Here is a 23778-nt window from a genome sequence, read left to right on the forward strand (position 1 = left end):
GAGGGTTTGTCTACAAGCTGAAAGCCCGCATCTTTTGGATACGGGCTTTTTGTGATTAGCACTATTAATGTTGTACCGGCGGCATTGTTTCGTTAATGACTGCAAATGTATAGCCCCTTGCTTTTAGCTGTATAATCAGGCTATCTAAATAGTTTGTGGTAGAGGGTTGATCATGCATTAAGATAACTTTTGGTTTCCATGGTTTATTTTTCTCAAACATTTGCAATTGATTCAATACCTCTGGAACATATTGTGAGTTTTTATATCTCCAGTCAAGGCTATCAATCGTCCAGTCCCAGTAAATAAAGCCATTTTGGTTTAAACGTACTTTTTGATGATATGTTAAATTTGGAACACTGCCATAGGGGGTTCTTACAAGACGGCTGTAGACGCCTGTAACAGAGGCAAGAATACGCTGAGCTTCTCTCATTTCATTTGCAGGAGACTCGCTGTTCTGATAAAAGAGGTTTATATCATGCGTCATGCCATGAAGACCTAATTGATGTCCTTCTTGATAAAGTCTTTTCACAGCTGATTGGTGTGCTTGGATTTGCGGTCCAAGCATGAAGAAGGTCGCCTTCACGTGATGTGCTTTTAATACATTTAACAGCTGAATTGATGTAGCAGAAGGACCATCATCAAATGTTAAATAGACCGTTTTATTCGTTGCCTGTTGGTTTGGATTGGTCTTAAAATGTGTATCCAATGTTCTTGTAGACTGATCTTTTGCTTTCAGACTGATGCTTGTGTCACGGAAGTCACTGCTGGCAACATTTTTTGCTTGCCCATTTGTCGCCTGCAAATGGGGTTTAGACATATCCCAGATAAAAAAGAGAAACAGTGTAAGAAGCACTAAACCAATTACCTTTGAGAGAAGTGTCGTGTTGTAGGGTGTCTTTTTTTTGGAAACCTTTTTCATTACAATCACTCCAGTCAATTAAATTTTGAGCTGAACCATGTTGTAGATCCTTTCTTTTTTCACTGTTTTTCTTGGTACTCATATTGATTAAGTATATAGTGGGAAAAATCCTTTTAATATAGAAAATTCAAATAAATTAGAAATTTATGGTTGTTACTTTGAGTTGATCAGCAAAAAAAGGTGATCCATTCATGTTTAAATAAAATCATTCTAAATAATGATCGAAATTTCATTTAAAGTAAAGGGGTGGGTCTACGGTCTGAACACTTCTCTTTTAGAAGTGTTTTTTTGCATAAAAAAAGCAGGTTCGCTTGGCTTAGAACGAACCTGTGAAGGAGGAAAACTACATCATGTTTTCACCTATATTATCCAATATTTATCAATTGTCGTCAAGACAAAAAGTTAGCCGGAGGAAAATATTTTGACTGAATTGTGACGTTTTGGCATGTATATCCTTTTTTCGATAGGGGATATTAATCGAAAAAAGGGGTGAAGCCGATGGCGTACATTCTTTCTGTTGGAACGAGTCTTCCAAAACATCATGTGGATCAGAAAATGGCGGCTGATTTTGCAAGATCTCAATTTAAACGATCGTTTAAAGATATCGACCGGCTGCTGAGAGCTTTTCAAAACGGAGAAATCGAGAGCAGACAGTTTGTGCAGCCAATTGAATGGTATCAGACGCACCACTCTTTTGAGGAGAAAAACAATCTCTATTTGGAAAAAGCATTGGCTCATGCAAAAGAAGCGGTCATACATTGTCTTCATGAGAAGGCGTTCCTGAAAAAGCCGATTCCGTTTGAAGAGATCGATGCATTGTTTTTTATTTCAAGCACCGGACTTTCGACACCAAGTCTTGATGCAAAACTGATGAACGTTCTTCCTTTTTCGCCTTATACGAAACGAGTGCCGATTTGGGGATTAGGGTGCGGAGGCGGGGCGGCAGGATTGTCCCGGGCTTACGAATACATAAGGGCATTTCCAGAAGCAAAGGTACTAGTTGTTGCCTGTGAACTGTGCAGTTTAACCTTTCAGCCGCAAGATCAATCAAAAAGCAATTTAATCGGTACATCTTTGTTCGGAGACGGGACAGCAGCGGTACTCTTAACTGGAGAAAAAGGTGTATCTGAATACGCCGATCTAAAAACAGTTCCTAGAGTGCTTGGTACACAATCCGTCACAATGAAACAGTCTGAGGATGTGATGGGCTGGGAATTTACAAGTGACGGCTTTCGGGTTATTTTCTCCCGTGACATCCCTTCCATTATTTCAGGCTGGTTAAAGGAGCAAGTCGATCAATTTTTAGAGCAGCAAGGGTATTCGGCAGAAGATCTATCGGTTTTTCTTGCCCATCCTGGAGGAAAAAAAGTGATTGATGCCTATATTGATAGTCTATCCTTACAAGAGGATCAGCTTTTTTCATCAAAAGAAGTACTTAAACAACACGGGAATATGTCCTCTGCCACAGTTATGTATGTCATCAAGCATTATCTTAAACATCAATCCGCTGAAGCGGGGGATTTGGGTCTTTGCGGAGCGCTTGGCCCTGGCTTTTCCTCAGAACTTCTGCTCATGAAATGGGAGGAGGTCATGTCATGATCGTTTGGCTGATCATTGGTTTCTTCGTTTGTCAGCGGCTTATTGAAATGCTTGTGGCCAAAAGAAATGAAAAGAAAGTGAAAGCGATCGGTGCCATTGAATTTGGTGCTAGTCATTATCCTTATATGGTCGCTATGCATGCGGGCTTTTTTCTCTCACTCATGGTTGAGGTATGGGGGTTAAACAGGCCGCCGTCGCGCTATTTTCTTGTGCTGCTCGTTTTTCTGCTGGCCACACAGGTGATTCGATACTGGGCATTATGTTCTCTTGGGACGTATTGGAATACAAAGATTTTAGTTGTACCAAATGCGATGATTGTTAAAAAAGGACCTTATCGCTGGTTAAAGCATCCTAACTATGTAGTGGTGGCAATTGAGCTGATGCTGATCCCGCTTTTGTTTAATGCCTATTTTACCGCCATTTTGTTCACATGTTTAAATGCATGGATGATGGCCGTGAGAATTCAAACAGAAGAGAAAGCGCTCAATCAGTATTTATTAAATTAATATTGAAAATCATTATCAATTGTGATACACTTTCATTAATGATAAGCATTCTCAATCACGAAGGATGGACGGTGATCACATGACAATGGTTTTCTTACTCGGTACGGTCTGTGTATACAGCCTATTAATTGGCTTCGTATTAAAAGGTGTTTCTAAAAAATCTGCTTCCTGATCGCAGTCAATTGTGACTGATCGGGCAGCAGATTTTTTTTATTTCCTCAGATCAGAAGAAAAATCTCTTCATTTTGTGTAAAATGGTATCACATACATAACTGACTTTTCTAAAAACAAAGGGGTTTATCGTCATGAAAGACTTGTCTATTCGAGATTCGCTCGTTCAAACTACAGGTGCTTTATATCAAAGCCTTCTCAAAAGGGATGATCATGAACGCGCAGCCAAACTAGCATCGATTATCAAAAAGGAAGCAGAAGAAGAAGTGTACATCGCATTTACCGGCCACTATTCTGCTGGAAAGTCGTCACTTGTGAATCATCTGCTTCATGATCATATCCTGCCAACGAGCCCAATCCCAACAAGTGCAAACTTGGTCGTCGTGAGAAAAGGGGAGAGTGAAGTAAAGCTTCACACTTCAGATGGCCGTTTTGCAAAAATGAGCGGTTCTTATGACAAAGAAGCAGTTCAGCGTTTTTGTAAGGATGGAGAACAGATTGAAATGGTGGAAATTAGCGGTGACTATCGAGGACTGGAAGAAAAGGTGGCACTGATTGATACGCCCGGAATTGATTCAACGGATCATGCCCACTTTTTATCTGCTGCGTCAATTCTTCATCAAGCAGATGCTCTTTTTTATGTCGTTCACTACAACCATGTTCATTCGGAGGAAAACATTCGTTTCATTCGCTCCATTAAAGAGAAAGTGCCAAATCTTTATTTCATCGTAAACCAAGTCGACCGGCATGATGAGCATGAGACAGCATTTGAAGACTACAAAAATCAAATAGTTGATATGCTTCAAAAAGAAGGCATTGAAGAAGAACATCTATACTTTACATCTGTAACTGATGAGTCGCATCCAAGAAACGAAATGATTCGTTTAATCGAGAAACTGCAAGAATTACAAACATTGCCGAAAGCATCGCTTCGCGCCTATACCGAGCAGAAAATAGAGCATGTTTTAAAAGAACATATTGGCTCGCTAAAAGAAGAGCTGCAGGAAGAGGATCTTGATTTACAGCTTCAAGAAAAAAGAAAGGAAGTTAAGGAACTTGAAGCGAAAAGAAGCTTCATTGAGAATGGAGCAAAACAGTTAGAAGATGAAGTGTCTTCTGAAGTCGAGAACATTTTAAAAAATGCAAACCTAACCCCATTTAAAATGAGAGAGCTCGCAAGTGACTATATTGAATCGAAAGCACCTGGCTTTAAGGTAGGACTGCTGTTCGCTAAAAATAAAACCGAGCAGGAAAAAGAAAAGCGTGCGAATGATTTCTTAGCAGATGTCAAAGCAAGAATGAAAGCAGAAGTGGACTGGCATATTGCTGAGCTGCTCAAAAAAGAAGTCAAGAAGCATCAGCTTGGTGAAGAGCTATTAAATCAAGTGATGGCATTTGAAACACCTGTAGAAGAATCACTGCTTGAAAACGTGATTCATCATGGTGCAACATTTTCTAATGAATACGTTTTACAATATGCGAAAGATGCTGGTGAAGCACTGAAAAGACAGACCAAACAGAAAGCAATACCATTGATTGAACAAATGACCGAGAGGCTGAAAACCCAGCTCATGAATGAAGAGGGAAAGCAGCAAGAAAAATGGGCCCAGGCAGCTCAGGAGCTCCAATCGCTGGAGCAAAGCATGGAAAAAAATGATCAAATCAGAAGAGATATTGAACATATATGGGATATATGGCAAAACGGAACAAATGAGCAGGTCGAAGAAGATTGGTTTTATGCGAAAAAACATCGGGTGCAGCATGACGAGCTAAAGCAGAATCAAACGTCAACTCATGCGGAAGAAAGCGAGAAAGAACATCAGCAGCATACAGAGCTTGATCAAATGCGTCAATCACAGCACATCACGACAGCGCAGTCGATTGACCAGTTTGAGCAGCTCTCTCAAATTTTAATGCCATTAAACGCGCTTCAATCTCAAAGAAAGTCCTTTGAAAAACGAACAAAGCGGCTGCAAGCGAAGGAATTTACACTTGCCTTATTCGGTGCTTTTAGTTCGGGGAAATCTTCGTTTGCCAATGCCCTAGTTGGGAGAAAGGTGCTGCCATCATCTCCTACACCAACGACGGCCACGATCAATAAGCTGACGAGGCCGACAGAAGACCATCCGCATGAAAGTGTGAAAGTGGTTTTCAAAACCGAGCAGGAAATATTAGAGGAGCTCGATCAAATTCTCGGTTTTTCTATAACAGAAGAAAAGGGAGATACGTTTCAAGCGAAACTAGAGCGAACGCTGAAAAAAAGAGAGCTTGAACAGGATCACCGCATCATTGTTGAGCATTTTTTAAATGCTCATGACAAGTTCCGTGATTACATTCAAAAACAAACGCCGCTTAATGTCACCCTTCAAGAATTAAAGCCATATGTGGCTGAAGAGGCTGTTTCTTGTGTGGTAAAGGAAGTGACGGTGTATTTAAGTACACCTTTAACCGATAAAGGACTGACAATTGTTGATACACCAGGCGCCAGCAGTATGAATAAACGCCATACAGAGATTGCCTTTCAATATATGAAGGATGCTGATGCCCTTCTTTATTTAACTTACTACCAGCATTCTTTCTCAAAAGCAGACCGGTCATTTTTACGCAAACTCGGGCTTGTAAAAGATTCATTTAGCATGGATAAGATGTTTTTTATTATCAATGCAGCTGACCTCGCAAAGGATCAAGCAGAGCTTGAAACCGTCTTTGACTATGTGAAAAATGAGCTCACAAAAGAAGGCATCAGGCATCCAAATCTTCATCATGTATCGAGTAAGGAAGAGATTGAAGGCAAGGGCCAATCGCCTTATAACCAGTATGCACAGCTTAGAACACAGCTTGACTATTTTATTGAAGAAGAATTAACGAAAGATGCGATTGAGCTTCTGTATTTTGAAGCTAGTACATTATGTAGAACAGTTGAGAGGCTGCATGAGACGCTGCACCAGTCGGAAGATGAAAAGCAAGCGGAAAAGAAAAAGATAGACACATCCTATGAAGCGATCGTTGATCAAATGAGCCATATTAAACGTTCTAAGCTAGTGACAGAAAGTGTGAAAAAGGACTTGCACGAACAGCTTTACCACATTGTTCAGCGCTTGTCACTTTATGCAAATGATCTGTTAAAGACAGCCTTTTATCCTGGAATATCTCAAGGGGACTTCAGGCAGGAGTTGAAAAAAGCGCTTGAACAGGCGCTAAAGGATTATGAATTTGAATTTGTACAGGAGCTAAAGGCGCTTGATATTCGAATGGAATCGTTTATCACTCAATATTTCAAAGAGGAGTGGGAGAAAGGATTACAGGCTGCGTGTGCAGAAGATCCTTACTTTTCTCTCCGTTTGTCGCCGCCAGATGAGAAAAATGCAGAGCTGAAACAAATTGAAGTGGAAGCGGACCTGACGCCGTTTGAACCGCTCTTAAAGAAGCAAAAATCAGCGAAAGCTTTCTTTGAACAGAACGGGAAGGCAGCGTTTATTGAAGCGATTCGAGATGTCCTTTTCCAGTTAACGACGAAATGGGCAGATAAAGAAAAAGAAGAATTACAGAGCAGATACGATATGATGGTGAAGACCTTTACTGAAAGATATGAAACAGAAGCGCTCAAGCAGCTGAGTGAACAAAAACAAACATTTATCATGAGCTTGACGACAGATGCGAAAGAGCAGGCGATGATAGAACAAGTATACAAGCAAACAAATGAATGGAAGAATCAGTTGAAAACCATTTAATCCATGATAGACTATATAAAAAAGAAAGCAGTTGATAAAAAATGACGAGCGTACACGAAGAGATTTCCGCACATTCACAAAAACAGAATGCTCATATCAAGTCGTTTCTTGCGCTTGAGCAGAAAAGAGAGCAGGCAATAGAGACTGCTGTTTTCAAGTGTGAGCAAAACGAACCATTTACAACTGACGAGATCAATGCGATTACCTCAAAGATGAATGAGCTTGCACGAGGCGGAATTGTTCCGCTGCGTAAGCATGTCACGATTGATATGGTTAAGGAGTATGTCGAACGAAAACAGAAGTAAAGAGTAACTTTCTCTTTTTTGGTCATCTTAACAAGTGAACCGAGAAAGGGGAATGATGATGGAAAAAAAGAAGCATGCAAAAAAGCAGGATGAGCGTAATCCTAAACAAAAAGAGATGCCGTCCTACGCAGAAGCAGAATCGAAAAAAATGCAATACGGTCAAAAGTAATCCAAAGGTGCCACTTCTTTTCCAAAAGAAGAAGGCGCCTTTTTTATGTCGAATTCTATGTTCTGTGATAGAATAGGAGTATTGTTTTGAAAAAGGGAGTTTATAAGAATGAATAAACACGTACTGCTTGTTGATGGCATGGCGCTTCTGTTCAGATCGTTCTATGCAACGGCTGTCCATCGCAATTTTATGATAAATGATCACGGTGTCCCGACAAATGGAGTGAATGGCTATTTGAAGCATTTATTAACCGCTGTACAGACATTTGAGCCAACTCATATTGTTTGCTGCTGGGATATGGGAAGCCAAACATACCGAAATGAATTGTTTCAAGATTATAAAGCAAATCGAGGAGAGGCGCCTGTCGAGCTCATTCCGCAATTCGATTTAGCAAAGGAAGCGACAGAAGAATTAGGAATTGTAAACGTTGGTTTAAAGGGCTTTGAGGCAGATGATTGTATCGGCACGCTGGCGGCACTCTATCAGAATGAAGCACGTGTGACAGTTCTAACTGGAGACAAAGATTTGCTTCAGATTTTGAATGAGCAAGTGACTGTTGCTCTAATGCAAAAAGGAATTGGGAACTATAAGCATTATACAAAAGCCCTATTTGAAGAGGAAATGGGCATCTCTCCAAAGGCGCTGATCGATATGAAAGCACTTATGGGGGATTCAAGTGATAATTACCCAGGCGTCAAAGGAATCGGAGAAAAAACAGCATTAAAATTTATTCAAACATATCAAACCATTGATGGGTTATTAGAAAATGTTCATGAACTAACGGCGGCACAGCAAAAGAAAATGCAAGCAGGATTAGAAGATTTGAAGCTCTCCCGTCTATTGGCAGAGATCAAATGTGATGTCCCGCTGAGCTGTCCAATTGATGAGACGAAAATGAACATCAATCAAGAACGAGCTGCTTCCATGCTGCGATACCATCAAATCAAAGGGATTGAACCGATGGTGAATCGATTAAGTAAAATAGAGATCAGCTAAGCCGATCTCTCAGCGTATAGACAAACCCTCGCATTCGCCCGCAGGTCTGCGCTCCGGTGCTCACGAATGTCAAATTCGCTCCGCTCCGGTACTCGCCCTTCCTAGACTGCAAAGGTTTTCTATCACGCTGAAAAGAAGACAAAGGGCTAAAATAAAAATCATTTTAGCCCTTTGTTAGAGATCAGCTAAGCTGATCTCTAAGGTCATCTTTTTGTATTGCTTTTCTTTGCTCTATTTTCGAGCTGAGATAGTGGCTGTTTATCTTTTGTTTGCGCATCACCTTGAGGGGTTGTCCCATTTGTGACACGACCTTTATTCTCTTTATCCAATCAGTATCACCTCATACATTAGCATAACCGAAAAAAAGCGATTCATCCTTTAGAAAGGTGAATCGCTTTTCTAGCGAGCTGATCAGCTGCTTGATTTTCCTTGCTTGGAATCCACTTAATGAAAAATAAATCAAACTGGCTTTGAAGCTCGATCATCTCTTTTATAAAATGCTGAAAGGCTGGATTTTTAGCAAATCCTGCATTGGCCGCACGGTCAACTACCTGTGAATCTGTTCGAAACGAAACGGAACGCAGTCCTTTTTCTACGCAGATTTTCATCCCTTCAATAAGAGCGGTAAATTCTGCTTCGTGATTGCTCATGGATCCGAGAGGAATCGAGAAAGATTCTGCCTTTCCATCATATTTAATGAAAATGCCGATGCCAGAAGGACCTGGATTACCTGCGCTAGCACCATCAATGTATATTTCAGCTGGCAATTTATTTCACCCTTTCATCAAGCGGAACCATTTTTTTCGCTGCATATGCATATGGTGTCGCAATCGCGGCGACGATAAATTTAATCACATAAGTCGTGATGAAGATTTCAATCCATACATGAAATGGATAGGTGCCAAGAAAGGCAATGGTTGTGAAGATCAGTGTATCAAGCAGCTGGCTAATCATCGTACTTCCAGCGTTACGCACCCAGAGCGCACCATCGGAAGGAAATATCCGGCGAATAAACGAATATACATAAACATCTAACATTTGACTGATGATATAAGCAGCAAGACTGCCAAGTGCGACCCTTGGCATAAAGCCAAATATCGTTTCCAGCGATGATTGCGAGATATCAGATGGAGCGGGATGGAATAGCAAAGCCTCCTGCATGACAACGGTAAGCGTTAAAAGAGTGGCAAAACCAATCCAGACAGCTTTTCTCGCTTCATTTTGTCCATATTTTTCATTCAATACGTCCGTTGCAAAAAACACACTGCCATATAAAATGTTTCCAAGTGTTGCTGTTAAGCCAAACAATTCAACGGTTTTGACCACTTGTAAATTTGCAGCAACCGTCGCAAAGCCAATCCAGACGAAAAGGCCCATTTTGCCAAATCCTTTATAAAATAGAAGAACAATGATAAAATTAATGATCGCAAATAAGATCCAAATACCTTCATTAAACAAGTGACATGAACTTCCTTTCTCATTGTAAAATGTAACTTTTTGATTATAGCATAACGAACGTTTACCTTAAAAGCACGGGAAGGCGATGTGATCAATGAAATTAAGAGCGCACTATACAATGAAAGTGAAATCGATTGGGTCCATTGCTTTTTTCCAAGAAGATTGGATGGAGTTAAAAGAGGCCTTGATTTTAGCAAAACATATCGACAAAAAAGAACCACAGTCACTCCTATCATTTGAAGATGAAAAAGGGGCGATGTGGTCTATTAAAGAACTTGAAAAGCTAAATGAAGAACTAAAGCTTGAACCTAATCAGCTTCAGGTCTATTTTGATGCAAGTTTTCACAAAGAAACAGGTGACTCTGGCCTTGGCGTTGTCGTGTACTATAAGCTTGGAGAAGATGCTTATCGTTTGAGAAAAAATCATCCCTTCCAAGGAATCACCAATAATGAAGCAGAGTATGCGGCTTTATTTGAGGCAGTAAAAGCGTTAAAAGACCTTGGGGCAAGCAGAAATTCTGTCACGATTAGGGGCGATTCACTTGTTGTCATGAATCAATTAAAAGGAGAATGGCCTTGTTATGATGATGTACATAACAAATGGCTGGACCGGATTGAAGCGGCTTTAAAGGAGCTGAAGCTCACGCCAACCTATGAAGTCATCGATCGTAAACAAAATGCAGAAGCGGATCAGCTTGCAAGGCAAATGCTTGCAGACGTCCCAATCGAAAGTAAATTGAAATTAGAAGCAGACGGAGCTGAATAATGTGGATAAAAAAACAGCAGTACAAGAATTGACGGATCTCCAAGACACGTATTGTTCAGATTGTTTGATTAAGAAGCATTTTCGAAAAGAATATGGCAAAAAATACGCTCACTCCTTTTGTATCCAGCAATGCACAGTAGGAGAGAAAATAAAAGAATACGGACAGACACTGCTTAAAAAGTAAGCACTGTGACACGGTTTTCCCTGCTCAAACATCCGCTCATGAAAAAAACACGAAGAGAATGTGTAAAAAAAGAACATATTCTGAAAAATGAGCCGATATAACTATAGAAAGTTTTGGTTGAGTTACTTTTTGACTAAGTGACGGATAATAGAGGAAAAGGGGAAGGCCGGCATGAATAATAAGGATTTCGAAACGGTATTACATCGAACATTTCAAGAGGTGTACAGCGATCTAGAGCAACTAGTAGATGTAGCAAAGAAGGGAAGACCTTTTCTCGAAAAAGATATTTCTGAAATTGAACAACGACTGAAGCAAAATATTTTAGCAATTGAAATTCAGCTGAAAATCAAATAAGAGAGGCATATGCCTCTCTTTATTTTGTCGTTTCATCATTGATTTAGTTGATTAGATTTTTGTTACGTTTGCAGCTTGAGGTCCACGATTACCTTCAACGATTTCAAAAGAAACTTCTTGTCCTTCTTCTAAAGACTTGTAACCGTCTCCTTCGATAGCTGTGAAGTGAACGAATACATCGTCTCCGCCTTCAACTTCAATGAAGCCGAAACCTTTTTCATTATTGAACCATTTTACTTTACCGTTTTGCATATTGCTTTTTCCTCCTAGTACTGTAGCACACCTTTTGGCGTACTAAAAAAAATTTTCATCACCTAACGACTTTGCAGTTGTTAAATGATGGTTCCACTATACACCATCAAAAGTAAAGCGTCAAGCTATCGAGCCAAATTTTGAGCAGAATGTTTGATTTTTTTGTTTTTTTGGTGAATAACAATGAAATATAAAACGTTCTATTCGAAACCTAACATGCAGCTTGTCCGTATATAAAAAAATACAGAAAGAGGTGCAATCATGAATCGTTATACACTTGAAGAATTTGTTCAGAATACGCAGCAAGAAGATAAAGGAGAAGGGGTCTTCGAACTTGAAACACCAAGGCTTTTAGAAATTAATTTGACTGACACCATTTGGGCAAAAACAGGTTCCATGGTTTCCTATCGAGGGAAAATCAAATTTGAACGTGAGGGTGTTTTTGAACACGGCGTCTCAAAGATGTTCAAAAAAATGCTCTCAGGAGAAGGCACCTCACTGATGAAGGCGACAGGTGATGGAAAATTATATGTGGCAGATCAAGGCAAAAAAATCTCGATTCTTCGTTTGGCTCAAGGGGAATCCGTTTTTGTTAATGGAAACGACCTGCTCGCTTTTGAACCGTCTGTCCGCTGGGATATCAAATTGATGAAAAAAGTGTCTGGCATGCTTGCAGGCGGATTATTTAATGTCAAATTAGAAGGGCCGGGCTTAGTTGCGGTTACGAGTCATTATGAGCCGCTGACGCTCATTGTTCAGCCGGGTGACTCAGTTTTTACAGATCCGAATGCGACAGTTGCTTGGTCTGGGGATTTAAAAACTGAATTTGTGACAGATGTTTCATTTAAAACCTTTATCGGCAGGGGAAGCGGAGAGTCAATTCAAATGAAGTTTAGCGGAAGCGGCTTTGTTGTCGTTCAGCCGTTTGAGGAAGTATACACAACAAATGGAAATCAAGGGTAAAGAAAAGGTGTCCGTCAATGACGGACACCTTTTTATGATAATGCGCGAGCATACGTTTTGTTATTCATGATGATATCTGACTGCTCGACGATATCTTCCAAAATGGTTTGAGAAGATTGTTTTAAATGCAGTTTTTTCATGTTTTGTTTCATTGTTTCTAATTTTTCTTCATCCTGCAGCAAGTTGGTCACAGATTCTAAAATGTCTTCATGTCTGTTAATGACAATGGCAGCGCCATAATCCTCAAAGAAAAGAGCATTTTCCTTTTCTTGTCCAGGGACAGGCTTGTAAAGAATGACCGGGACACCGATTGCAGTTGCTTCTGTTAAAGTAATGCCGCCTGGTTTGGTAATCATACAATCTGTTACTCTGAACAATTCATCAATTTGTTCCACATATCCAAGCGCCTTCAATTGGTCTGGGTGTGCTTTTTCAAGTTCGCTAAGCGATTGTTTCAGCGCTGCGTTTTTTCCGCATACAACAACAATTTGTACTTCGCTGTCGAGAAGAAGCGCCTCACATAATTCCTTCACATTTTTTAACACACCGTGAGCACCAGCCATGATGAGAAGAACTTTTTTGTCTGATGATAATCCATATTTCTTATAGATCATCGATTTTGGCACGTCTGCTTCAAATTGTGGTCTAATAGGAATGCCTGTCACCTTGACATCGCTTGGATGTGTGCCGATTTCCACTAATTTTTGTTTCACATAATCGGTTGCAACATAGTATCGGTCGATGTTTTCATGTACCCAAATCTTATGGAGACAAAAATCTGTCATGACGTTAAAAGTTGGAATTACTTTACCTGTTTTGTTTCGGTATTCTGGTACAACAATCATCGGGAATGTAATAATGATGATATCCGGATTGTGTAACTGAATTAATTCATCGAGACGCTTATTTCCCATCTTTAAATAAATGTTAAATTTGCGTTTATTGTAAATTTTATCTACACCGTAATAAAACAAGCGATAAAATTGTTTCCCAATGGAAAAGCTCTTCAAGTATAAATATTGAGTCACTTCTGACACAATGGGATTCGATTCTTGATACAAATTAGAAACTAAAACATGTTCAAACCCTTGGGATTTGCATTCATCATACAGTGTTTTTGCTACCTGCATATGTCCATTTCCATAATTTGCGGTCAAGATTAATATTTTTTTATTGGTATTCAAGAATATTCACCTCAAATGTAATCAACAACAACAAAACTTCGTACGAAAACTATTAATCTCATAGGTCTACATATACATAAAGATAACATATAAACAGTTAGAGCATATCATTCGTTACGAAAGAATTAAACTAATTTTAAAAAACAAACAGATTCAATTGATAATGGAAGACAGAGCCATTTGTATTTTAACACATTTTGTCGATTTATCATCAGACGACAGTCTATTTATTCCCAAACGTATGGTGTCTCTTGATAAACATAATAATTAAGCCAATTCATAAACAATAAGGTGGCATGGGCTTTCCAGCGATTTACTGGGACTAATGTGTCACCATCTTCTATAAAATAGTGGACAGGTTTTTGGACTGTATCATGTTTCAACAAATCTCTTTCATATTCCTGCATCAATGTGTCTGTATCATATTCAGGATGTCCAGTTAAAAATACTTGTTTATCATCATCTGAAACAATTAAACAAACACCCGCTTCTTCAGACATACTCAAAACCTTCAAATTCGGCGTGTTTTTTAATTGTTCTGTATTAATATCTGTATGCCTAGAATGTGGGACATAGTATACTTCATCGAAACCTCTGACTAATCTTTCTTTTTTCTCTTTCACAAGATGCTCAAATACACCAAATTTTTTCTCAGGAAGCTTGATTTTTTCAATCCCGTAATGATGATATAAACCTGCCTGTGCACCCCAGCAAATATGAAGGGTAGATGTCACATTGGTTTTACTCCAGTCTAAAATGTCCTGCAGCTCTTTCCAATAAGAAACTTCTTCAAAAGGTAAGTGCTCAATTGGTGCGCCAGTGATGATCATTCCATCAAATTTTTTATGGCGGATCGATTCAAAGGTCGTATAAAATTCATCTAGATGCTCTCTCGACGTATTCTTCGGTGTATGTGTACTTGGAATCAAAAACGTGAAGTACACTTGCAAAGGAGAATTTCCGAGCATTCTCAGCAGCTGCGTTTCAGTTTGTATTTTTTTTGGCATTAAATTTAAGATCACGATATTCAAAGGACGGATATCTTGCTTGAATGCCCTTGTCTCATCCATGACGAAAATATTTTCGCTCTCTAGTATTTGTTTTGCCGGCAGATGAACTGGTATGTTAATAGGCAACTCGCCACCCCCTGAACCAAAGCTAATTTCACTTCATTATAGGAACTTTCTGGCGATATTTCAATGTTTCAATTATGTTACAATGAAAAATAGAGCAAAAAAGAATGCTGTTTCTGTAAAAAAAGGAGGCCATTTTGTTATGATCACAAAGCATTTATCAGATATTGACATTGCCCAAAAGGCTACACTGAGACCGATTCAAGACATCGCAGCAAAGCTGCAAATACATGACGAAGAATTAGAAAGCTATGGTTTCACAAAAGCGAAAATATCTTTGACTATTTTTGACCGTTTAAAGGAACAAAAAGAAGGGCACGTGATTCTTGTCACTTCGATCAATCCTACGCCAGCAGGTGAGGGGAAATCCACTGTAACTGTCGGCCTTGGTCAAGCCTTCGAAAAAATTGGCAAAAAAGCGATCATTGCGATGCGTGAGCCATCATTAGGTCCTACAATGGGAATTAAAGGTGGTGCAGCGGGCGGAGGATATTCACAGGTGCTGCCAATGGAAGAAATCAATCTTCACTTCACTGGAGATTTTCATGCCATTACATCTGCACATAACGCCTTATCTGCATTTATTGATAACCATATCCATCACGGAAATGAACTCGGCATCGACACGCGCCGTATTGTGTGGAAGCGGGTTCTTGATTTAAACGATCGTGCATTAAGACAGGTCGTTGTCGGACTTGGCGGTCAGTTAAATGGGTATCCTAGAGAAGACGGATTTGACATTACAGTGGCTTCTGAAATGATGGCGATCCTCTGTTTAGCAGACGACTTAAACGACTTAAAAAAACGTCTTTCTTCTATTGTTGTTGCCTATAATCAAGAGGGCGAGCCAGTCACAGTTGGAGCACTTGGATATGAAGGTGTTCTGACGTTACTTTTAAAAGACGCACTCAAACCGAACCTTGTTCAAACGATTGAAGGAACTCCAGCCCTTGTCCATGGCGGTCCTTTTGCCAATATTGCACATGGATGCAATAGTTTAATTGCAACCAAGATGGCAGCAAAATTAGCTGATTATGTCGTAACAGAAGCTGGATTTGGAGCAGATCTTGGAGCAGAAAAGTTCCTTCACATTAAAACAAGAACTGGTGATTTCAAACCTGGTGCAGTTGTTATTGTGGCAACAGTTAGAGCATTAAAGATGCATGGCGGAATGAAGAAAACCGAACTGAAAGAAGAGAATGCACACGCCGTATTAGAAGGTATACATAATTTAGAAAAGCATATTGAAACCGTACAAGCTTTTGGTCTTCCATATATCGTCGCGGTAAACCGGTTTATTACGGATACAAAAGAAGAGATTCAAGCGATAGAAGATTGGTGCGGCAAACATGGCCATCCAGTCAAAGCCGTGAATGTATGGGAAGAAGGAGGAGAAGGCGGGACAGCTCTTGCCGAGGAACTAGCGGCACTCATTGAAAAGAAAAAGAACAACTTTACCTATTTGTATGAAGAGAATGATTCCATTGAAGAAAAGTTATCTAAAGTAGCCAAAGTGGTATACGGGGCAGAAGGGGTCACGCTCACATCCAAAGCAAGAAAGCAGCTGGCAGCCATTGAGGAAAACGGCTGGGCTCATTTACCGGTTTGTATGGCAAAAACACAATATTCTCTTTCGGATGATCCAGCTTTAATCGGCAGACCTAAAGGCTTTACCATTACGATTCGAGAGTTAAAGCCATCTGTAGGAGCAGGGTTTATTGTGGCCTTAACTGGAAGCATTTTGACAATGCCTGGATTACCTAAAAAACCTGCGGCTCTTGAAATGGATTTATTAGAAGACGGCAGTGTGACAGGACTCTTTTAAACGGGAGCATAAAAAGCGATTTTCTAAAAGAAGCATGTTACGATAAGAAAAAGTGAATCCTAGGAGGCTATGAGATGTCAATTTATGATATTCAGGTCAAGACCATTAACGGTGAGGAAAAATCGATGGCAGACTACAAAGGAAAAGTGCTCATTATTGTAAACACAGCAAGCAAATGTGGACTGACTCCTCAATTTAAACAATTACAAGAGCTATATGATCAATATCATGAAAAGGGCCTTGAAATTTTAGGATTTCCGTGTAACCAATTTATGAACCAAGAGCCAGAAGGAGAAGAAGCCATTCAAGAATTCTGTTCTTTGAATTATGGAGTGACCTTCCCAATGTTTGCGAAAGTAGATGTCAATGGCGAAGAGGCGCACCCGCTGTTTAAGCATTTAACAAGTGAAGCGAAAGGTGTGCTTGGGACAAAAACAGTGAAATGGAATTTCACAAAATTTATCGTGGACCAAAACGGAGAAGTCACTGAACGATTCTCTCCGAAAACACCTCCAAAAGAATTGGAAAGCTCAATCATCGCTCTGTTGGACAAATAAGGTGCTGACGATCATGCAGCAAAAACAATTGGAGGCAGCTGCCTCCTTTGTTTCAGATAGGCTGAAGGATGAACCGACTGGACACGATGCGGCTCATGTTGCTCGTGTGCGCCAGCTTGCCGTTCGTATTGCAAATCAGGAAGGCGGCTCTCTTTTTATCATCGAAATGGCGGCAATTGTACATGATGTCATTGATGAAAAGCTGTCAAGTGAATGGAAGATTACGAAGGAGCAGCTTGAGCGCCAGCTCCTTTTGTGGGAAGTGGGCACGCGGGATATCCGCTATATTATGGACATCATTACAACGATGTCTTTTCGTCATCGGCATAAGCAGTTTAGGCCAATGACGTTAGAAGGGGCTATTGTTCAAGATGCGGATAGGCTGGATGCGATAGGAGCAAGCGGCATCGCTAGAGTGTTTACGTATGCTGGCGCAACAGGTGAGCCCCATTATACAAAGGACACGCAGCAGGGCTCTGTGCTAAAGCATATGGAAGAAAAACTGCTCAAATTAAAAGACTTGATGAACACTCATGCAGGAAAGCAGCTTGCCGATGAGCGGCATGAATTGATGAGTTTATTTATCAAGAAGTGGAAAGAAGAATGCGGCCTTACAGATGAGTAGGGTCTTTATGTGTGTAAGGAGGATATATCAATGAAAATAACAGCAATAGAACCAACGCCAAGTCCGAATACCATGAAGGTTATTTTGACAGAAGCACTTGCAGGCGGTAAAAGCAACAACTACAAAAAGGATCAAAAAGACGAAGCGCCAGAAATGATCAAGCGTATTTTAAGCATTGAAGGTGTAAAAGGGGTTTATCATGTCGCAGACTTCTTAGCGGTCGAGCGAAATGCAAAGTTTGACTGGCAGGGTATTTTACAACAGGTCAGAGAAGCCTTTGGACAAGAAACAGAAGGTCTTCAGGAAGGATCGCAGTCAGGTGATGACACATTTGGCGAAGTGAAAGTGTTTGTCCAAATGTTTAATGGTATTCCAATGCAGGTCAAACTGTCAGATGGTGAAAGAGAAGAACGGTTTGGCATGCCTGAACGTTTTCAAGCAGCCATTTTAAAGCTTAGAAGCAGCTCAGACAATGTCGTGTTTGAGCGTGTGTGGAAAGAACACGGCGTTCGTTTTGGGGAATTTGCTGATATCGGTCAGGAAGTCACAGAGGAGCTGCAAGCAGCCTATGATGATGAGCGTTTAGCCCGATTAACAGAGGCAGTTAAAGAGGGACAGGAAGCTGTAGATAGACAGGTGAACCGAAAGGCGTATGATGTAACAGAAGACATGCTGCAAGAGGAAGATTGGAAAAAACGTTTTGCCCATTTAGAGCAAATGCAGCCAGAGCAAAAGGATATACCTGTTTTAATGAAAGCAATGGAGGATCCAAAAACGTCTATTCGCAGACAAGCCGTTGTGAATGCTGGCATGATTGAAGATCCTGCCATTCTGCCTATTTTATATAAGGGGCTCGAAGACAAAACAGTGACGGTCCGCAGAACGGCTGGCGACTGTATTTCTGACCTTGGTGACCCTAGTGCTATAGCAGCCATGATCGCAGCATTAAAGGACCCGAGTAAGCTTGTCCGCTGGCGTGCTGCTATGTTCCTTTATGAAGAAGGAGACGAAACGGCACTTGAAGCATTAAAAGAAGCAGAGCAAGACCCTGAGTTTGAAGTCAGTCTTCAAGTGAAAATGGCGATTGAGCGCATTGAGCATGGAGAAGAAGCGAAAGGCTCTGTATGGAAGCAAATGACAGAAAGTAGAAAGAATGCATCCGAATGATGAGAAAGATGAACAAGCTGCCAATGAAAAGCAGCTTGTTTTTCTAAAAATGATAGACAGAAAAATTTTTTTAGAAAAATTATTTTGAATATTGTTGAAATATGCGAAAAAACTCTATATAGTAGTACCAATATAGAATATTGGAGGTCAGATTTTATGACACGAACCTTGCTGAGCGCTTGCTTCAGCAGCCATGTTAGTCATCAGTCATTCATAGGTGGCTAAATAAACAGAAAATTTGTAAAATAAAATCAACTCAAAATCATGCAGTCAACAAGACTTGTAGTATAGGAGGCTTTTTAAACAGATGGCAGAACTACGCAGTAATATGATTAAACAAGGAATCGACAGAGCACCTCACCGAAGCTTACTAAGAGCGGCGGGGGTAAAGGATGAGGATTTCGGCAAGCCATTTATTGCCGTATGTAATTCCTATATTGATATTGTCCCAGGACATGTCCATCTTCAGGAATTCGGGAAGATTGTGAAAGAAGCCATTCGTGAAGCTGGCGGGGTGCCATTTGAATTCAATACGATTGGCGTCGATGATGGAATTGCCATGGGTCATATCGGGATGAGATATTCATTGCCAAGCCGTGAAATCATTGCTGACTCTGTAGAAACCGTTGTATCTGCTCATTGGTTTGATGGAATGGTTTGTATTCCTAACTGCGATAAAATCACACCAGGAATGATGATGGCAGCGATGCGCGTGAATATCCCGACTGTTTTTGTGAGCGGCGGACCGATGGAAGCGGGTAGAACAAGTGATGGCAGAAAAATTTCTCTTTCTTCTGTATTTGAAGGCGTTGGTGCATACCAGTCAGGTAAAATCAATGAAGAGGAATTAAATGAATTAGAGCAGTTTGGCTGTCCAACCTGTGGATCTTGTTCAGGTATGTTTACAGCTAACTCAATGAACTGTTTAGCGGAAGCACTCGGGATTGCTCTTCCTGGCAATGGAACGATTTTGGCGACATCACCAGAGCGAAGAGAATTTGCGAAAAAGTCTGCAAAACAACTCATGGAGCTCATCAAAAAAGACATTAAACCGCGGGATATTGTCACTGAAAAAGCAATTGATAATGCATTTGCATTAGATATGGCACTTGGTGGTTCAACCAATACCGTTCTTCATACATTGGCGATTGCAAATGAAGCAGGTGTTGAATATTCACTTGAACGCATCAATGAAGTAGCAGAACGTGTGCCTCATTTATCGAAACTTGCTCCAGCTTCAGATGTTTATATTGAGGATTTACATGAAGCAGGCGGCGTTACAGCGGCACTAAATGAATTGTCTAAAAAAGAAGGAGCTCTTCATTTAGATACAATGACCGTCACTGCGAAAACGCTTGGTGAGAACATTGCCGGGCATGAGGTAAAAGATTATAACGTCATTTATCCAATTGACAAACCATTTACTGAAAAAGGCGGCTTAGCCGTTTTATTTGGAAACCTTGCGCCAGATGGAGCCATCATTAAAACGGGCGGGGTACAAGACGGGATCACACGCCACGAGGGACCTGCGATCGTATTTGAATCCCAAGAAGAAGCCCTTGAAGGCATCATTAATAGAAAAGTAGAAGCAGGACATGTTGTCATTATTCGCTACGAAGGACCTAAAGGCGGACCTGGCATGCCTGAAATGCTTGCACCTACTTCACAAATCGTCGGCATGGGACTTGGACCAAAGGTTGCTTTAATTACAGACGGACGTTTTTCTGGCGCTTCTCGCGGATTGTCTATTGGACACGTCTCTCCAGAGGCAGCTGAGGGCGGCCCGCTTGCCTTTGTTGAAAATGGTGACCATGTCGTTGTTGATATCGAGCAGCGCATTTTAAGCGTAGATGTTCCAGAGGAAGAATGGGAAAGAAGAAAAGCAAACTGGAAAGGCTTTGAGCCAAAAGTGAAAACGGGTTATCTTGCTAGATATTCAAAACTTGTGACATCAGCCAATACAGGCGGAATCATGAAAATTTAATCTAATATCGAACATTTGAAAATTGGCTCTCTCTATAGTATCCTTTATTCACAACATAAGGATTATATAGAGGGGGCTTTTTTATGTCAATGGCATATGAAGAATACATGCGCCAGCTCGTTGTACCGATGCGTCAAGAGCTGACAAGTGCAGGATTTCAAGAACTAACAACGGAAGAAGAAGTAGAACAAACGATGCAAGAAAAAGAAGGAACGACATTTGTGGTAGTCAATTCTGTATGCGGGTGCGCTGCAGGCTTAGCACGCCCAGCTGCTACACAAGCTGTGATGAAGGCAGAAAAAACTCCAGATCGAATTGTAACAGTTTTTGCTGGTCAGGACAGGGAAGCAACGGCAAAAATGAGAGAATACTTCACAGGCGAAGAGCCATCGTCTCCATCTATGGCACTTCTAAAAGGAAATGAACTCGTTCATTTTATCCCGCGTGAAGAAATTGAAGGTCATGAAATGGAAGACATCATGAACAACGTCTTATCTGCATTCGAAAAACATTGCTAATACAAATGTTGAAATGTCCTGTGATCGAATCAGGGCATTTTTTCTTGATCATGATGGAGGAACCGCATGCTTATCACAACAAGCTTTAGAGCAAATGAAGAAACAATTGAAACAGCAAAAGCCCTTGCAGAGGATTTACACGGTGAGTATGTAGACAGGCGCAAACAATCCGTCAAGCAGCTTGCGATGAAACGAGGAGACGTCCTTGTTGTGGGGAATGAAAGATTCGAATGGTATCAGCCAAATGGTGAAAAATTCTTCTTCCACCCAAGCTCAGCGATGTTCAGAGTGAAGAGGCTCCTGCGCGGAGAAAAGGATCCTTTAATCGAAGCCACGCAGCTTCAGCCGGGCGATTCCTTTTTAGATTGTACGCTTGGCTTAGGGTCAGATGCCATTACAGCAAGCATGCGAGTAGGTACGAATGGAAGGGTCATCGGTATCGAAAAGAATCCGATGACAGCATTATTAGTACGAGAAGGACTAAACACATGGGAGACGGGGGTAAGAGAGGCAGATGAAGCGATGAAACGGATATCTGTTGTAAGTGGAGACAGTATCGAGCAGCTAAAAAAGCTCTCTGATGAATCATTTGATGTCGTCTATTTTGACCCGATGTTTGAGGAGACGATTCAAGAATCTGCAAGTATCGCCCCGCTACGTCATGCAGCAGAGCACGACTTTGACCACGAAACAGCCGTCCAAGAAGCACTGAGAGTGGCGAGAAAAAGAGTGGTTTTAAAAGATCATTGGAAAAGCACACGATTTCTAGCAGACTCCTATCAATTTCACGTTTTAAAACGAAAAACAGCCCAATTTCATTATGGATATATTGAGAAAGAAAAAAGCCCTCACTAAAGGCTCAGGTGTGCAGACAACTCCTTCAATTCCTTGTCAATCATCTAAAAAAGCCCTTATTTAGGGCTTTTAATCTGTAATCTCCATATAGACAAAATAAAATAATGTCAGCAAGGAAGCCGTAATAAAAAACCCTTCAAGCATACCCATTCCTCCCAAATTTTAGTCGCCCTTACTGCTATTGTAAACGTTTTATTATGAAAAAGAAAGTCTCAAATCGGCGGCCAAATTGAATGACTGAAAATTCATTATATGCTAGAATAGCAGTATGATAACTTATGGAAGGAATTAGATATCATGAAGATGTGGATGAGAAAAACGCTTGTTGTGCTCTTTACGATTGCAACTTTTGGTTTAGTCTCTCCTCCATCGGCTTTGATGACAGACAAGCCCTCTGAACTTTCTTCATCTGATAAAACGCCTTATACAGCTGTTTATGATACATCAGATGAATTGCGCAGCTGGGAACTAACGCAAGAGGAAAGCAAAGAGCAGATAGACCCCTTTGAGCAATATAAGCAAGAGGTGCTGTCAAGTGCAGAAAATCAATCCTTTCTCAAATTTGGCCGTAAAATCACACCTGTCATTGAGGACGAGTACAGAGAAGAGATTCAGCCGAAGATTGAACAAGTGTTAACCGACTATTTAACAAATTTCAAAGATGACGAAAAATTTCAAGATGTTGTTTTAACTGATCAGCCTTCAAGCGGAAATGGCGAAAAAATCTTCCACATTTACAATCGCAAGACCGGAGAAGATTTGCTCCGTTTTCATGTCAGAAGAGATCAGCCGCCTCACAGCGGATATTGGTTTAACTTTCATTACCATACAGCAGAAGATGGATTCCAGACGCATCATGAACTCGGTAATATTTACTGGGATAAAAACACCCCGCCGAGCTGGATGAGCCACTAGAAGGAGATGTCATGCCAATTGAAAAAATATACAATGAACGAAATGGTGCAGATTACAAAACAAATGTTAAACGAACGCGGAGTGAAAATTGAAGATATCGCACACATTGTGCTGAAGCTCCAGGAAAAATATCATCCAAACCTTCCACTTAGTGTCTGTATTGAAAATGTTGAAAAAGTGCTGAATAAAAGAGAAATTGTCCATGCAGTTTTAACAGGACTTGCCCTTGATCAGCTGGCAGAAAAAAAGCTTTTACCAGAACCTTTACAGCACTTAGTTGAAACAGATGAGCCGCTATATGGAATTGATGAGATTATTCCGCTTTCCATTGTCAATGTATATGGATCAATCGGTTTGACCAACTTCGGTTATTTAGATAAAGAGAAATTTGGTATTATTCGAGAATTAGATGAGGGCCGTCCAGGCGAAGTGCATACTTTCCTTGATGACCTAGTCGCTGCACTTGCCGCAGCAGCTGCAAGCCGCATTGCTCACTCACACCAAGATATTAAGGATGAAGAGCAGGAACGAGTGAATCAAGCATAAAAAGAAAAACATGTCTGCTCCATCATGCAGGCATGTTTTTTTGGTTTCAACAAAAGCTGAAATAAGGTAAACTACAACAAGAACATAAATAAAGGA

General features: G+C 40.6%; 26 protein-coding genes. 19 read left to right on the forward strand and 7 right to left on the reverse strand.

Translation table 11 applies throughout. The annotated features are described in order from the left end of the window. Nucleotides 1-64: 64 nt before the first annotated feature. Nucleotides 65-919 (reverse strand): polysaccharide deacetylase family protein, encoded by an 855-nt coding sequence (locus tag JVX94_RS04010; RefSeq protein ID WP_205184596.1) that lies wholly within the window; start codon nt 917-919, stop codon nt 65-67. Nucleotides 920-1417: 498 nt separating this feature from the next. Between JVX94_RS04010 and JVX94_RS04015 the strand changes: the two genes are divergently transcribed. The 6 genes from JVX94_RS04015 (at nt 1418) to JVX94_RS04040 (ending at nt 8396) form a co-directional block, all read left to right on the forward strand. Continuing rightward, nucleotides 1418-2518: a type III polyketide synthase gene (locus JVX94_RS04015; protein WP_205184598.1), complete on the forward strand. Its 1101-nt coding sequence runs from the start codon at nt 1418-1420 to the stop codon at nt 2516-2518. After that, on the forward strand, nt 2515-3024 hold the full coding sequence (locus JVX94_RS04020; protein WP_111290340.1) for an isoprenylcysteine carboxyl methyltransferase family protein: 510 nt from the start codon (nt 2515-2517) through the stop codon (nt 3022-3024). Before JVX94_RS04015 ends, JVX94_RS04020 begins: the two co-directional genes overlap by 4 nt. Nucleotides 3025-3109: 85 nt before the next feature. After that, entirely contained in the window at nt 3110-3196 is an 87-nt protein-coding gene (locus JVX94_RS04025) for a Fur-regulated basic protein FbpC (RefSeq protein WP_226340839.1), read from the forward strand. A 133-nt stretch (nt 3197-3329) separates the two neighbouring features. Next, entirely contained in the window at nt 3330-6926 is a 3597-nt protein-coding gene (gene dynA, locus JVX94_RS04030) for a dynamin GTPase (RefSeq protein WP_205184600.1), read from the forward strand. A 41-nt stretch (nt 6927-6967) separates the two neighbouring features. After that, nucleotides 6968-7231 carry a YpbS family protein gene (locus tag JVX94_RS04035; RefSeq protein ID WP_144470921.1) on the forward strand — a complete coding sequence of 88 codons (264 nt, stop codon included), beginning with the start codon at nt 6968-6970 and terminating at the stop codon, nt 7229-7231. A gap of 277 nt (nt 7232-7508) precedes the next feature. After that, nucleotides 7509-8396 carry a 5'-3' exonuclease gene (locus JVX94_RS04040; RefSeq protein ID WP_095408835.1) on the forward strand — a complete coding sequence of 296 codons (888 nt, stop codon included), beginning with the start codon at nt 7509-7511 and terminating at the stop codon, nt 8394-8396. Nucleotides 8397-8599: 203 nt separating this feature from the next. Here JVX94_RS04040 and JVX94_RS04045 read toward each other — a convergent pair whose 3' ends face one another. Genes JVX94_RS04045 through JVX94_RS04055 form a run of 3 tightly spaced genes read right to left on the reverse strand, consistent with a single transcriptional unit; the run spans nt 8600 to nt 9854 of the window. Next, nucleotides 8600-8725, reverse strand: a complete 126-nt coding sequence (locus JVX94_RS04045) for a hypothetical protein (RefSeq protein WP_003215584.1) — start codon at nt 8723-8725, stop codon at nt 8600-8602. Between the two features lie 42 nt (nt 8726-8767). Beyond that, nucleotides 8768-9163 (reverse strand): reverse transcriptase-like protein, encoded by a 396-nt coding sequence (locus JVX94_RS04050; protein WP_203128560.1) that lies wholly within the window; start codon nt 9161-9163, stop codon nt 8768-8770. Between the two features lies 1 nt (nt 9164). Continuing rightward, entirely contained in the window at nt 9165-9854 is a 690-nt protein-coding gene (locus JVX94_RS04055) for a queuosine precursor transporter (RefSeq protein ID WP_003215661.1), read from the reverse strand. Nucleotides 9855-9948: 94 nt separating this feature from the next. Here JVX94_RS04055 and JVX94_RS04060 point away from each other — a divergent pair, with 94 nt between their 5' ends. From JVX94_RS04060 to JVX94_RS04070, 3 genes are all read left to right on the forward strand, one after another. Continuing rightward, on the forward strand, nt 9949-10620 hold the full coding sequence (locus JVX94_RS04060; RefSeq protein WP_205184601.1) for a ribonuclease H family protein: 672 nt from the start codon (nt 9949-9951) through the stop codon (nt 10618-10620). 1 nt (nt 10621) lies between these two features. Beyond that, nucleotides 10622-10804, forward strand: coding sequence for a zinc-finger domain-containing protein (locus tag JVX94_RS04065; protein WP_024422748.1), 183 nt, complete (start codon nt 10622-10624; stop codon nt 10802-10804). Between the two features lie 171 nt (nt 10805-10975). Next, a complete protein-coding gene (locus JVX94_RS04070) occupies nt 10976-11158 on the forward strand; it encodes a hypothetical protein (protein ID WP_039179402.1) in 183 nt (60 codons plus the stop codon). A 51-nt stretch (nt 11159-11209) separates the two neighbouring features. Here the strand turns inward: JVX94_RS04070 and cspD are convergent, their stop codons facing one another. Then, the gene (cspD, locus tag JVX94_RS04075) at nt 11210-11410 is read right to left on the reverse strand and encodes a cold-shock protein CspD (protein ID WP_003215784.1); all 201 of its coding nucleotides are present in this window, start codon (nt 11408-11410) and stop codon (nt 11210-11212) included. A gap of 261 nt (nt 11411-11671) precedes the next feature. Here cspD and JVX94_RS04080 point away from each other — a divergent pair, with 261 nt between their 5' ends. Next, nucleotides 11672-12373: an AIM24 family protein gene (locus JVX94_RS04080; protein WP_144470909.1), complete on the forward strand. Its 702-nt coding sequence runs from the start codon at nt 11672-11674 to the stop codon at nt 12371-12373. Between the two features lie 32 nt (nt 12374-12405). On the opposite strand, the gene JVX94_RS04085 is transcribed toward JVX94_RS04080, so the two are convergent. Next, nucleotides 12406-13557 (reverse strand): diglucosyl diacylglycerol synthase, encoded by a 1152-nt coding sequence (locus tag JVX94_RS04085; RefSeq protein ID WP_095408831.1) that lies wholly within the window; start codon nt 13555-13557, stop codon nt 12406-12408. A gap of 227 nt (nt 13558-13784) precedes the next feature. Further along, on the reverse strand, nt 13785-14693 hold the full coding sequence (gene metA / locus JVX94_RS04090) for a homoserine O-acetyltransferase MetA (RefSeq protein ID WP_095408830.1): 909 nt from the start codon (nt 14691-14693) through the stop codon (nt 13785-13787). A gap of 139 nt (nt 14694-14832) precedes the next feature. Between metA and JVX94_RS04095 the strand changes: the two genes are divergently transcribed. The 9 genes from JVX94_RS04095 to JVX94_RS04135 all read left to right on the forward strand — a co-directional run bounded on the left by JVX94_RS04095 (nt 14833) and on the right by JVX94_RS04135 (nt 23682). Next, nucleotides 14833-16515 (forward strand): formate--tetrahydrofolate ligase, encoded by a 1683-nt coding sequence (locus tag JVX94_RS04095; RefSeq protein WP_205184603.1) that lies wholly within the window; start codon nt 14833-14835, stop codon nt 16513-16515. A gap of 74 nt (nt 16516-16589) precedes the next feature. Next, nucleotides 16590-17072, forward strand: coding sequence for a glutathione peroxidase (locus tag JVX94_RS04100; RefSeq protein ID WP_095408828.1), 483 nt, complete (start codon nt 16590-16592; stop codon nt 17070-17072). A 13-nt stretch (nt 17073-17085) separates the two neighbouring features. Next, nucleotides 17086-17697: an HD domain-containing protein gene (locus tag JVX94_RS04105; RefSeq protein ID WP_197198186.1), complete on the forward strand. Its 612-nt coding sequence runs from the start codon at nt 17086-17088 to the stop codon at nt 17695-17697. A 30-nt stretch (nt 17698-17727) separates the two neighbouring features. Then, the gene (locus JVX94_RS04110) at nt 17728-18864 is read left to right on the forward strand and encodes a conserved virulence factor C family protein (RefSeq protein WP_095408826.1); all 1137 of its coding nucleotides are present in this window, start codon (nt 17728-17730) and stop codon (nt 18862-18864) included. Nucleotides 18865-19171: 307 nt separating this feature from the next. Next, nucleotides 19172-20848: a dihydroxy-acid dehydratase gene (gene ilvD / locus JVX94_RS04115; protein ID WP_024422739.1), complete on the forward strand. Its 1677-nt coding sequence runs from the start codon at nt 19172-19174 to the stop codon at nt 20846-20848. A gap of 83 nt (nt 20849-20931) precedes the next feature. Further along, entirely contained in the window at nt 20932-21366 is a 435-nt protein-coding gene (locus JVX94_RS04120; protein ID WP_095408825.1) for a BrxA/BrxB family bacilliredoxin, read from the forward strand. 66 nt (nt 21367-21432) lie between these two features. Beyond that, nucleotides 21433-22221 (forward strand): class I SAM-dependent methyltransferase, encoded by a 789-nt coding sequence (locus JVX94_RS04125; protein WP_205184605.1) that lies wholly within the window; start codon nt 21433-21435, stop codon nt 22219-22221. A 297-nt stretch (nt 22222-22518) separates the two neighbouring features. Continuing rightward, nucleotides 22519-23136, forward strand: coding sequence for a YpjP family protein (locus JVX94_RS04130; protein ID WP_144470899.1), 618 nt, complete (start codon nt 22519-22521; stop codon nt 23134-23136). Nucleotides 23137-23154: 18 nt separating this feature from the next. Next, nucleotides 23155-23682 carry a phosphatidylglycerophosphatase A family protein gene (locus JVX94_RS04135; protein ID WP_095408822.1) on the forward strand — a complete coding sequence of 176 codons (528 nt, stop codon included), beginning with the start codon at nt 23155-23157 and terminating at the stop codon, nt 23680-23682. The last annotated feature ends 96 nt before the right edge of the window (nt 23683-23778 follow it).

The organism is Bacillus sp. PDNC022, assembly GCF_016919285.1.
In the GTDB taxonomy this organism is placed as follows: Bacteria; Bacillota; Bacilli; order Bacillales; family Bacillaceae; genus Bacillus; species Bacillus safensis.